This window comes from Kistimonas scapharcae (assembly GCF_039540975.1).
Lineage (GTDB): Bacteria > Pseudomonadota > Gammaproteobacteria > Pseudomonadales > Endozoicomonadaceae > Kistimonas > Kistimonas scapharcae.
Window position 1 is genome coordinate 1 of the sequence record NZ_BAABFL010000379.1, and the last position, 11,070, is coordinate 11,070.

12 protein-coding genes are annotated in these 11,070 nt (G+C 50.0%); 7 read left to right on the top strand and 5 right to left on the bottom strand.

Going from position 1 to position 11,070, the window contains the following annotated elements; translation table 11 throughout:
* Positions 1 to 97 precede the first annotated feature (97 nt).
* The 3 genes from ABD892_RS13760 to bluB all read left to right on the top strand — a co-directional run bounded on the left by ABD892_RS13760 (position 98) and on the right by bluB (position 2,780).
* The gene (locus tag ABD892_RS13760; RefSeq protein ID WP_425559256.1) at positions 98 to 1,219 is read left to right on the top strand and encodes an ATP-NAD kinase family protein; all 1,122 of its coding nucleotides are present in this window, start codon (positions 98 to 100) and stop codon (positions 1,217 to 1,219) included.
* Positions 1,220 to 1,508: 289 nt separating this feature from the next.
* Positions 1,509 to 2,048, top strand: a complete 540-nt coding sequence (locus ABD892_RS13765) for a hypothetical protein (RefSeq protein ID WP_345196369.1) — start codon at positions 1,509 to 1,511, stop codon at positions 2,046 to 2,048.
* A 78-nt stretch (positions 2,049 to 2,126) separates the two neighbouring features.
* Positions 2,127 to 2,780, top strand: coding sequence for a 5,6-dimethylbenzimidazole synthase (bluB, locus tag ABD892_RS13770; RefSeq protein ID WP_345196371.1), 654 nt, complete (start codon positions 2,127 to 2,129; stop codon positions 2,778 to 2,780).
* Positions 2,781 to 2,792: 12 nt separating this feature from the next.
* Here bluB and ABD892_RS13775 read toward each other — a convergent pair whose 3' ends face one another.
* Entirely contained in the window at positions 2,793 to 3,530 is a 738-nt protein-coding gene (locus tag ABD892_RS13775; protein ID WP_345196372.1) for an SAM-dependent methyltransferase, read from the bottom strand.
* A 129-nt stretch (positions 3,531 to 3,659) separates the two neighbouring features.
* Here ABD892_RS13775 and ABD892_RS13780 point away from each other — a divergent pair, with 129 nt between their 5' ends.
* Both ABD892_RS13780 and ABD892_RS13785 read left to right on the top strand, forming a co-directional pair.
* Positions 3,660 to 4,364, top strand: coding sequence for a hypothetical protein (locus tag ABD892_RS13780; RefSeq protein ID WP_345196373.1), 705 nt, complete (start codon positions 3,660 to 3,662; stop codon positions 4,362 to 4,364).
* An 11-nt stretch (positions 4,365 to 4,375) separates the two neighbouring features.
* Positions 4,376 to 5,695 (top strand): cytochrome P450, encoded by a 1,320-nt coding sequence (locus tag ABD892_RS13785; protein ID WP_345196374.1) that lies wholly within the window; start codon positions 4,376 to 4,378, stop codon positions 5,693 to 5,695.
* A 65-nt stretch (positions 5,696 to 5,760) separates the two neighbouring features.
* On the opposite strand, the gene htpX is transcribed toward ABD892_RS13785, so the two are convergent.
* Positions 5,761 to 6,633: a protease HtpX gene (gene htpX / locus ABD892_RS13790; RefSeq protein WP_345196376.1), complete on the bottom strand. Its 873-nt coding sequence runs from the start codon at positions 6,631 to 6,633 to the stop codon at positions 5,761 to 5,763.
* A 142-nt stretch (positions 6,634 to 6,775) separates the two neighbouring features.
* Complete coding sequence (locus tag ABD892_RS13795; protein WP_425559257.1) at positions 6,776 to 7,315, bottom strand: DUF924 family protein; 540 nt, start codon at positions 7,313 to 7,315, stop codon at positions 6,776 to 6,778.
* Positions 7,316 to 7,429: 114 nt separating this feature from the next.
* On the opposite strand from ABD892_RS13795, the gene ABD892_RS13800 reads away from it, so the two are divergent.
* The gene (locus ABD892_RS13800) at positions 7,430 to 8,356 is read left to right on the top strand and encodes a DMT family transporter (protein WP_345196377.1); all 927 of its coding nucleotides are present in this window, start codon (positions 7,430 to 7,432) and stop codon (positions 8,354 to 8,356) included.
* Between the two features lie 23 nt (positions 8,357 to 8,379).
* Here ABD892_RS13800 and ABD892_RS13805 read toward each other — a convergent pair whose 3' ends face one another.
* Together ABD892_RS13805 and ABD892_RS13810 are read right to left on the bottom strand one after the other, a co-directional pair.
* Complete coding sequence (locus ABD892_RS13805) at positions 8,380 to 8,799, bottom strand: META domain-containing protein (RefSeq protein ID WP_345196379.1); 420 nt, start codon at positions 8,797 to 8,799, stop codon at positions 8,380 to 8,382.
* A 96-nt stretch (positions 8,800 to 8,895) separates the two neighbouring features.
* On the bottom strand, positions 8,896 to 10,401 hold the full coding sequence (locus tag ABD892_RS13810; RefSeq protein WP_345196380.1) for a M81 family metallopeptidase: 1,506 nt from the start codon (positions 10,399 to 10,401) through the stop codon (positions 8,896 to 8,898).
* A 162-nt stretch (positions 10,402 to 10,563) separates the two neighbouring features.
* Here ABD892_RS13810 and ABD892_RS13815 point away from each other — a divergent pair, with 162 nt between their 5' ends.
* On the top strand, positions 10,564 to 11,013 hold the full coding sequence (locus tag ABD892_RS13815) for a hypothetical protein (protein ID WP_345196382.1): 450 nt from the start codon (positions 10,564 to 10,566) through the stop codon (positions 11,011 to 11,013).
* Positions 11,014 to 11,070: the final 57 nt, after the last annotated feature.

Below are 11,070 nucleotides of genomic sequence, written 5' to 3' on the forward strand. Positions count from 1 at the left end.
ATTTTGCCTGAAGAGCACAGGGGACGCTCTCTTCATTCAATTTAGCCTTACTTCTTCAGATCGTTAAGCGGGAGTTAAGGTATTTAGGGGGATTGTGTTGTTTACCATAGGACTGATTATCAATCCGGTTGCCGGCCTTGGCGGACGCGTTGCCCTGAAGGGCAGTGATGGTGTTGGAACGGTCGAGCAGGCGCTGGCGCTTGGCGCCATCCCCCGGGCTGAGGCACGCACCGAGGTTGCACTGCGAAAACTGCTTCCGCTTAAGGGTCAGATTCGATTTCTGAGCTGGCGTGATGACATGGGCGGAGCCCTGTTGAAGCGCATGGGTTTCGTCAATCATTTGCTTGGTAACTCTGACCATAAGCAGACATCCCCTGAAGATACTGAAGCGGCTGTAGTTGCGATGGAACAGGCCGGCGTTGATCTGATACTTTTTGCCGGTGGCGACGGTACTGCCAGAAATATCTGTAACAGAGTGAGTGATGCGCAGCCGGTGCTGGGGATTCCTTCAGGTGTAAAAATTCACTCAGGTGTATACGCGGTAACCCCCTCTGCGGCAGGGCAAGTGGTCGCCATGCTGATTCGGGGTGAGCTGGTGGGGCTGCGGGAACAGGATGTCAGGGATATCGATGAATCAGCCTTCCGTGAAGGCCGCGTCAGGGCAAAACACTATGGTGATCTTTTAGTACCGGAAGAAGGCCGCTATGTTCAGCAGGTCAAACAGGCCGGGCGTGAAGTCGAAGCGCTGGTGGTTCAGGATATTGCCGATTATTTCCGCGATGAAATCATGGAGGACGATGTTCTTTATCTGGTAGGGCCGGGTTCGACCACCCAGGGTGTGATGGATGTCCTTGGTTTGGAAAATACACTGCTTGGTGTTGATCTCATCTGCAATGCAACCCTGATTGCTTCTGATATGTCGGAGCAAAGCATACTGGAGCACATTAAGGATAAACCGGTCAAGCTGCTGGTCACGGCAATAGGCGGCCAGGGACATTTATTTGGCCGAGGCAACCAGCAGTTGAGTCCGGATGTCATCCGTATGGTTGGACGAGAGAATATTCTGGTTCTGGCGACTAAAACCAAAATAAGAGAACTTGATGGACGTCCGCTCCTGCTGGATACCGGTGATACCGAACTGGATCAGGCGCTCTGTGGCACAATGACCGTACTGACAGGGTATAACGATCGCATTCTTTATCCAGTGACAACGCTATAGCCGTTAAGCCGGAGTAATTGCTTTTTGTGATAGAGATTTTCTGAAGTACCAGTCAGTTTCTTACGTTCAGTTGCCATCCAATCCTGATAATTCACAGGATTGGATGGCAATGGTTTAGGCGCGTAATTATTGTGGCCTTCTGAACTCCCCCCTACACACGTCCTTACCGCCCCAACGGATCGGTATAAGGCAATCAATGCGTAATGTTCTATGTTTTTTATTAGGTAGCCTTATAAACGGTTACCACGCTTGATCAGTCTTTTTCAATTATGTGAGGTTAGATGTGGTCATGGCCAAATGGCACAGCAATAATCGTGTGTTGATGTCTGTTTTTCTTTCCAGTGTGTTGGGTGCGTCGATCACACCACTGCTGGCAGACGGTATGCATTCTTCTCATGCTCAGCACGGGGGAGATCGTACCTGCTGTCATCATGAGGAAATGGTTGCTTTGCCGGAGGGTGTGAAAGTACCGGAATTATCATTGCTGTTATTCCGCGATGCGGTAACGGGGTTTAATCTGCATCTCAATATCCGGAATTTTGAGCTTGAGTCACCGGAGTATGCAGCGGTTCGACATGAAGAGCTGGCTCAGGGGCATGCGCATCTGTTTATCAATGGCAAAAAAGTCAAACGCCTTTATGGACCCTATGAACATCTGCCCGGGAATTATTTCACCACGGGTGAGAATGAGATCAAGGTCACCTTGAATAGCCACGACCATGCGAGCTTAACCGTTAACGAGAAGCCATTAAGTGCAACATTAAAAATTAACACCGAACAGGATGACCCGGTGATCAGTCATGAGTCGACATCACCTGTCAGTGATTGAGCTTAAGACGTAATACGTTATTTGGAGTCTGATACTTCTGTAATAATCATTCGATCAGGGCCAGGGAGAGGCTTTTCTATGCAAAAAATGGCAGCGACGCCACCTCGGTTTGATCAGCAGTTCAGAAACCAGTTTAGGCAACTGCTCGAATGGCGGCGGGATGTGCGACGGTTTGATACCCGTCCACTGCCTGACGGGTTGGTGGATGAATTGCTGGATATCGCGAATCTTTCTCCATCCGTCGGGTTGAGTCAGCCCTGGCGCTTCATTATGGTTGACGATGTGGAGCGGCGGGCGCAGGTAACCGCAGACTTTGAACAGTGTAATCGCGCGGCATTAGAGCAGTTTTCAGGTGCCCGGGCGGCTCGGTATGCCAGCCTTAAACTGGCGGGACTCCGTGAAGCGCCTGTCCAGATTGCCACCTTTGTTGATGTGAACCCTGATCAGGGGCATGGATTGGGGCAGACGACGATGCCGGAAACCCTGCATTACTCATCCGTTCTGGCCATTTACTCGCTGTGGCTCGCTGCAAGAACCCACGGTGTTGGTTTGGGATGGGTGTCCATCCTGAACCCTGGTGTGGTGAAGGGTATCTGCGAAGTGCCTGATCACTGGCAATTCATTGCCTATCTTTGTCTTGGCTACCCGCTGGAAGAGCATACCGAGCCGGAATTACAGTTATCCGGCTGGGAGACGCGTCGTTCGCTGGGTAATAAGGTGATACGTCGCTAGTTGCGAATTGAATTATTTTGTTACAACGCCGCCATACATGAAAACTGGCAAGTCTGTATTGTCATTATCGTTGTGCCAGGTTTGGACGGGTTGAATACCGGATTCAGTGAGCTGCCATGGTTTTATCAGTGCGCTGAATGCATCAGGGGTACGCATGTGAAAACCGTCACCTAAGAGCTCTAAGGCTTCCGGGTAATTGCTTAGCGCATCACTATCCAGATCAAATATCACCTGACTCCTTTCGGGCGCATGTTCATGCAGAGACTTAAATAATCTGGCAACGGCTTCATCGTTCAAGAACACACTGACTCCGACCACCACATATCCAATTGGGGTATTGTCATCTGCACCCAGAACGTTTTCTATTAATGTGCTATCGCAAGTTGAGAAATCATTGGCATCGCAAAAACCGTAATCGGCACGTGGCGTATGCTTTAAGATCTCTTTGCCCAACTGGATATTGTAGGGGTCTATATCGGTATACAGTACGCGAGCATTCGGAGCGGCTTCATGAACATTACCACAGGACGGGATTCCCGCCCCTAGTACCAGAAATCGATCAATACCTTGTTGATTGAGTGATTGGCAGGCCCGAACAATAAACTGTCTCAGCGTCTGGAAAACTTCCGGGCTGCGATCATAGATACGACAGTACTGCATGGCTGCTTCGACATCGGCAGGCGTATGATGCTTGCCGCCCAGCCAGACATCCAGTATTCGACCTGTATTGGGTATTTCAGGCACATCCATGATGATTCCCTCGATGCAATGGTTTGATGTCTGTGCTTATCTAAAAAAAGAGTAGATGAAGCGATTGGTTTAAACCAAGACGCAATGATTCATCACAGGGAGCAAGTGCTTACAGTCAAAGGAAAGGCAATGACCGAGCCAGTTGCAATTACGAATAATAGAGAGATGCTACGTAGTAGCCTAGAACAGCAGATCAGGGAAATCCGTCCACTGAGGGCAGTGAACTATACCGATAATTGGATGGATATCATCGGTTTCTTTTCTGAAATTGGTAAAAGGCTTGATACCTTCGGAACGATATTTTCCATCCAATTAACAAACGATGAATCTTTATCAGCAATCGTTCACGTTGAATCATTATTTCGTGCAAATCCTCGGGATTGGTTGCCCGGTGTTTTACTTGGCTATTACTACTTCGCCATCTTGCAGGATACTGAGCGTTGTTCAGTGGTTATGTCTGACATCGCAAACCTGATTGGGACACCAACGGTTTGTCAGGCAATCAATGATCGTCTGCTGTTGTTAAATCAAGGAATAACTGATCAGCCACGTGCCTTATATCAGCGACAGGAAGCGATGCTGAATCAACGTCTGATATCATTCACGAACAAACATGGGCAGTGTCCCTGTGCGTTGATGGAACTTGCTCAAACGCAGGAAGAGCAACCGCTGTTTGAAGAGCTATCTCAATTCTGGGCCATCGACCCTGAATCAGGACAAATCATTCTGAAAGAGCACTTGGTTCGTCACAGGAAAGCCTCGGATAGACATCAGCGGATGAGCCGTGTGGTTCGCCATCAGCCAACAACCTTTGAACAACCGGATAATCAGTGAAGGTGAGCACAATGACAGGATGTCCTTTCCATCAGAGTGAACCAACGGATATCGGCGCTGCCTATAACCCATTGTCTCCGGAGCAGACCCGCGATCCTTATGGTATGTACCGTCTGGCCAGGGAAACGCAGCCGGTATTTTTCAGTGAGCTTTACCAGATGTGGATCGTCACACGCTATGACGATGTCGTTAAGGTGCTCAAGGATACGGATACCTATTCCAGCCTGGGAATTATCACGGTTAACAGTGGCCGGTTGCCGGCAGAAGTCGTTGAAGTGCTGGAACAGGGTTATCCCCAGGTGCCTGGCATGACTGACAATGATCCACCGCATCATGACCGCATACGAAGCCTGGTAGGCAAGGCGTTTTCACAACGTATTGTTACAGCGATGGAACCGCATATTCGTTTCATTGCCAATGAAGTGGTGGATCAGTTTGTGGATCGCGGTGAGGTCGATATTCTTGAACATTACGCCTTTCCCTTTCCTCTGATTGTGATTGGCGATGTCCTTGGTGTGGATCGTGAACATCTGGCGAACCTGAAACAATGGAGTGACGACTGGGTTGCCCTGCTGGCGGCGCCTCTGTCACTGGAGGAGCAACTGGAAAATGCCCGGGGCTTTGTTGCCTTCCAGCACTTTTATCATGATTTGATTGAGGAAAAACGTCGACATCCGAAACAGGATTTGATTTCACACATGATCCATGCCCGACAGGAGGGAATGGAGCCTCTGACCACATTAGAAATGGTCAATGTCTGTATGAGTGCCACCTGGGCGGGGCATCAGACGGTGACCAGCATGATCTGTAATCTGCTTTATCGCCTTTTGGCTGATCCTGCCTTTTGGCAAACTTGTTGCCGTGATCGCAGTATGATTGCGACGGTACGTGAAGAAGTATTGCGGATCGATTCGCCTCTGCAGAGCATGATGCGTTATACGACCAGGGAAACTGAGTTGGGCGGTATGACGATTCCAGAAGGTGCCGCTGTACAGGTGCTGTTTGGTGCAGGTAATCATGATGACCGGATGTTTGCTGATCCGGAAACATTCACGCCGGGTCGGAAAGATGTTGCCAAGCATCATCTTGCCTTCGGTAAAGGTATTCACTATTGCCTCGGATCCCAGTTGGCACGCCTTGAGGGACAAGTTGCTGTTGAAGTGTTGATGGATCGTTGTCCCGATTTACATCTGAAAGCCGATCAGACCATTGAGTACCAACCCAATTTTCTCTATCGAACCATGAAGTCATTGGAACTGGCATGGACGCCACCGGTGTCGGACAACTCATCCGTGAATGTAGAGCAAACAGCCTCTCTTGAGTTGCTTTGAGGAAATGAAAAAACGCCCCGGTCTCAGCCAGGGCGTTTGGGTTTCAGTGTGTTTACCTAGTAGGATCAAGCTTGTTGAAGAGCTGCAATCCGTTTCTCAAGCGGCGGGTGACTCATGAACCATTCAGCAGCACCATGTTTCCCGCTGATGCCAAAGGCCATCAAAGAACCTTCCAGCTGGGGTTCCATGTTGTTCTGCAGTCGTTGCAGGGCGGCAATCATCTTCTGGCGACCGGCCAGGTTGGCACCACCGGCATCCGCCCGATACTCTCGCTGTCGTGAGAACCACATGACAATGACACTGGCCAGTACGCCAAAGACCATTTCCAGCACCATGACGATGCCCATATAGGCAAAGCCACCCAGTCCCTGGCCTTCTTCATTGTTATTGCGCATGACGTTGTCGATAGCGCCAGCAATCAGTCGTGCCAGGAAAATAACGAACGTATTCACCACGCCCTGAATCAGGGTCAGAGTGATCATGTCACCGTTGGCGACGTGGCTGATTTCATGGCCAAGTACCGCTTCAGCCTCATCCGCATTCATGCTGTTCAACAGCCCTGTACTCACGGCTACCAGCGCATTATTGCGATTGGCGCCGGTGGCAAAGGCATTCATGTCCGGGGCATTGTAGATGGCCACTTGTGGCATGCCAATGCCGGCTGACTGTGCTTGGCGGGCAACGGTGTCCAACAACCATTTTTCGGTGGCATTACGGGGTTGCTCAATCACCTGGGCACCCGTGCTGCGAAGTGCCATCCATTTAGACATGAACAGTGAAATCAGTGAGCCGCCAAAACCGAATACGGCGGCCAATACCAGCAGTCCGCCCATGCTGGAGCGGTTAATGCCGAACATGGTGTACACCAGGTTCAAGACAATGCTCAAAACCAGAATAACGGCCAGGTTGGTCGCCAGGAAAAGAACAATCCGCTTCATAGGATCTCCACAGGTGCGGGTAAGGATGTGGTTATATGTGGGCGATTTTCAGGATTTCAAAGGCATTGCGCCAGCTTTTTTTGTAACGATTGGGTCAGAAGTAGTGTGTGGTCAGTAGTATGACCACACACATAAAAAGGGATTAGAAAGAGGAGCCCGGTTGCTGAAGAAATTCCAGTTCTTCCGGGGTAGACTGGCGATCCAGTAAAGCATTGCGGTGAGGGTAACGACCAAAACGGTCAATAATCGCCTTATGGCGTAATTCAAACTGGTAATTGTCCTCCAATCCGGGCTGGCTAAAGAGTGCGACGGCTTCGTGGTGAATGACTGTCGATTCCGAATGCATCCATGGCATATAGAGAAAGGCTTTCTGATGCGGTGTCAGTGCCTTATCATCCCCGTTTCTGACTGCTTCCTGAGCCAGCGCCAGAGCCAGTGAGTCGGATGCAAAGGCCTGTGGGGTATCCCGGTAGAGATTACGGGAGAACTGGTCCAGTATGATCACCTCTGCCAGCCGGCCTTCCGGTGTCTCTCGCCAGGGTGACAACTCACAACGTGTTGCGGCCTGATGCACATCGGAAAAACGTTGCCGAATCTGTTCATCAAAGTCACTGTCCTTAACAAACCACTGGCGCGGTGCGATTTCTTCAAACCAGAACGTAATGATGCCGGATGATTCCATGCACAGGCTCCTTTCTTTGATGGTATCAGGCCTTTGCGTTGACTGGTTTTTATCATAAAAGTTTCAGTGGGCGGGGTACAGCAGCAAGACTCTGCCTTGGGGATGTTGAGTGTCATGTTAAAAAGTCAGGTTTATGCGCGTTTTTTGCCATCAGGCAACCGGGCGGCGGCCACCATCGCTTTGGTGGCTGCGATCTTGTTCTGGGCAGGGAATAGCGTGGCAGGGCGAATGAGTATTGGGGTCGTGCCCCCTGTAGCGCTGGCATTCTGGCGCTGGTTCTTTGCCTTTGTCTGCTTATTACTGATTACCTGGCGACAGCTACACGAACACCGGAAGTCTATCTGGTGTTATCGCTATCGCTTACTGATGCTGGCAGTACTCAGTATCACGACATTCAATACCCTGTTATATCTTGCCGCCCAGAGTACGCCGGCCGTCAATATCGCCTTGATTCAGACATCCCTGCCGTTAGTCACCATTGTGTTGAGTATTTTTTTGCTGCGTGAAATCCCGCGCCTGCGTCAGGTAATTGGGCTGCTGATTATTCTGGCTGGCTTATTGTATGTCATTTGCCGCGGCGAATGGCAGCAATTACTGTTGCTGAAAAGCCACCAGGGGGATCTTTATATGCTGGTGGCAGTGACCTTCTGGGGCTTGTACTCCGTTCTGTATAAGCGGTTTGCCATACCATTACCTGGGATCGTGATACTGACGGTGTTGGTTGGCATTGGCATGCCCGTACTCCTGCCCTTTTATCTTTGGGAATACTCACTTGTCGGCGGCTTTGCCGTGACGTTTCAGAGTGTGGCGCTGCTTGTTTATGTGACGGTATTTGCCTCGATTCTTTCTTATCTCGCCTGGAATAATGGCGTCAGGGTGCTGGGTTCCAGCAGCGCCTCGCTATTCAACAGTTTGATGCCGGTGTTTGTGGCGTTTCTGGCCTTTCTGTTTCTGGGCGAATCGCTTCATCCCTATCATTTTGTGGGTGGTGGATTGATCCTGACTGGGTTGTGGTTAGCGTTGCATCGCCGTCATGCATGAGGTGTAACCCGAACAGGGACGGCTTATAGCCAGTCCCTGAGGGTAAATACCAGCGTGTTCTGGGCATTTTTCAGCGTCAGTGTATCTTTGGTCAATGTAATCTCTGCGCCACTATTGAGTACGGATGTCAGCGTTTGCTCCATGTTGCTATAAGGGGGGCGACAGGCGCGTCGTGTGGTGGACAGCTGTTGTACTTTGAACAGGCTGCCGTCCAGAATTCCCTGGCCCCGGTAGCGATTACAACCCGTTGTACCGTTGACGGTGAGATTTTCGCCAATTTCCAGGTCCGGTTGCGCTTGTCCAGCGGTTTTGTCAGGTACCGCTTTTTGATCGATTGAGGTCAGTACCCAGTGATGGTGCATAAGATTCTCACGGGTAACGGCTTCATGTGCGGTACAGCCTGCCAGCAGCAAGAGTACCAGAACCCAGAATGATTGTTTCATGATGACCTGCTATTTCAGTGGAACGAAAGCATTAATGCCGCCCATTCTTAACCCTAAAAGTCATACGGTTAAGTGAGTGTGGCCATTAATCACCGATCATAGACCATTTGGCACTGGGTTGGGTTCAAATGAACAGAGCGGATCCAATGGAAAAACAGGACGTTTCAGATGGTGAAAGGGCAGTAACTGGTAATCTGAGGTAGTGACGCCATCGCCATCCAGCAACAGGGTGTGCCTGGCCATGTCCGCAAAGCCGGCGCGGTAATGAATACGGGATTTGAGTAGCAGGTAGCGTTTTTGGGCAGGATCAATGCCGAGGCTGTGGAACAGACCGGGATCCCAGGGTTCTATATGACGGGAAACAACGATAATCTGCATGTTTCCGGTATCCAGTACGGCAGTAGGCCCCATGCTGACCTCGAGGCCGTGATACATGGGTCCATCAATCCGGAAGCGACCGTCGGTCAGGTGGGTCACATTGCCCTGAACCTGTAAGGGGTGACCGGATTGCTGGATAGCAGGCATATCCGTATTGCCTCCCAGTGGTAATGCCACCTCTGCATTCACACCTGCTGCCTGCATTGTGGCAACCGCCTTGGGATCCCAGACCGCGGCAACGATGACATCTTCCAGCCCGGCTTCCATGATGGCACGGATCACTGTCATGACATCCTGTGTGCCGCCGGAGCCACAATTGTCACAGTGATCCAGCAGGATAATCGGGCCGTCTGTGAGTTTTTTTGCCGTTTGAATCTGATCACTCAGTGGGGTTGATTGATAAATCTGCTGATGGCGGCTGTCCCAACAGGCTTCAGCGATGTCTGTCGCAATACGGTTGGCGAGCAAGTCATCATTATCTGTGACTACCACCACAGATGACCCCGTATATGGACTGTCTGCCAGGGGAAAGCCGCCAAAGAGAGACACATTCAACACACCGGTTTCACGTTCTGCCTCTCGACAACGCCTGATGAGTAATTTGAAAGGTTCGTCGTCAGTGCCTTGCTTCAGGGTGTGAGACATCAAAGGCAGTTTCCGCCAGGCCATTACCGGATTACATTGACCTTGCATGGCGTCATATAAAATACAGGCTGCCTTGTATCCGGTTTCGTAAAGGTCGGTATGCGGATACGTTTTATAGCCCGTCAATACCGTACAGTTTGTTACGGTGGATACGGTGACGTTGGCATGAAAATCATGGGACACTGCAATAGGAATATCCGGTGCAATAGCTCGAATCCGTTTCAGCAAGGTACCTTCGCCATCCAGCGTATTTTCTGTGATCATGGCGCCATGCAGCGCCAACAGAATCCTATTCACGCCTTTTTGGACTTCTTCGAGAATGAGCCCTGAGAGATAGCCATAGGTCTCAGCATCGGCCGGTGCCGAAGGCATAGCTTCTGCGGCGATAGGACAGACGATATCGTCGCCCCATTGTTCAGCCAGATCTATAAAAGCGCCCATGACCGTCCGACTATTGCGATAGAAAGACAGTGACTCAGTGCCCCACAGTCCGCTCCATTCCTGAAATCGCCGTATATTCGTGGGTATAGGAGAACATGTATTCGTTTCATGCATCAGTATCGCTATAAGACTGCGCATACTCAATTACAGAGTGGTATTAACGGCGTTGTCTGATAGCGCGGCAAACAATTTAGCCAGTAATGGGTTTTGTCTAACCCTAATTGTTAGTGATTTTTTCTGTATATCTGTAAATATTTCTTGGTTCTATGTTGGAGGTTTTATTTAAAAGGAGTTGAATTTATGCCATCACCAGTGAAAGGCACACCGGGCGCTTACATTTGTCAGAATTGTGGCAGCGATAAAATGGTGCCACAACCAAGAAATGAATCACAAAACCAGCGATCCGCTTCGGTGAAAAGAAGCAGGAATGATTCAGGCCCTCATGAGCTTCCAGCCAGTAAAGAGCGGAGAACAGCCATTGTCAGGCCAATTTTGAGGCAACCTGAAGCAGAGAATCTGGATGATAATCCCACGTCAGACGATGATGCAGTGAGCAATATGTCGGACTTGGAGTTAGATATTCTTGCGGAAGAAAGTGACGAATCTGATGATGAAGGTATGCTTGGGCAGTTGGTTAGAAAACGTCTCAGGGATATAGATGTTCTCAATGATCCTCATAATACCTTTCTCGTTTCATGCCAGCCAATGACGACAAACGATATATGGTTACCTGATTACCACCTAACATAAGCCATTCTCCCGTCTAAACTTACGACACTGGTTTTCCTTGGGTTAGGAGACGTGTCA

Coding starts and splice junctions, on each gene's coding strand:
- ABD892_RS13780 (WP_345196373.1), top strand. CDS start 3,660: ATGACCGAGCCAGTTGCAATTACGAATAATAGAGAGATGCTACGTAGT.
- bluB (WP_345196371.1), top strand. CDS start 2,127: ATGCAAAAAATGGCAGCGACGCCACCTCGGTTTGATCAGCAGTTCAGA.
- htpX (WP_345196376.1), bottom strand. CDS start 6,633: ATGAAGCGGATTGTTCTTTTCCTGGCGACCAACCTGGCCGTTATTCTG.
- ABD892_RS13795 (WP_425559257.1), bottom strand. CDS start 7,315: ATGGAATCATCCGGCATCATTACGTTCTGGTTTGAAGAAATCGCACCG.
- ABD892_RS13800 (WP_345196377.1), top strand. CDS start 7,430: ATGTTAAAAAGTCAGGTTTATGCGCGTTTTTTGCCATCAGGCAACCGG.
- ABD892_RS13765 (WP_345196369.1), top strand. CDS start 1,509: ATGGCCAAATGGCACAGCAATAATCGTGTGTTGATGTCTGTTTTTCTT.
- ABD892_RS13805 (WP_345196379.1), bottom strand. CDS start 8,799: ATGAAACAATCATTCTGGGTTCTGGTACTCTTGCTGCTGGCAGGCTGT.
- ABD892_RS13815 (WP_345196382.1), top strand. CDS start 10,564: ATGCCATCACCAGTGAAAGGCACACCGGGCGCTTACATTTGTCAGAAT.
- ABD892_RS13785 (WP_345196374.1), top strand. CDS start 4,376: ATGACAGGATGTCCTTTCCATCAGAGTGAACCAACGGATATCGGCGCT.
- ABD892_RS13775 (WP_345196372.1), bottom strand. CDS start 3,530: ATGGATGTGCCTGAAATACCCAATACAGGTCGAATACTGGATGTCTGG.
- ABD892_RS13810 (WP_345196380.1), bottom strand. CDS start 10,401: ATGCGCAGTCTTATAGCGATACTGATGCATGAAACGAATACATGTTCT.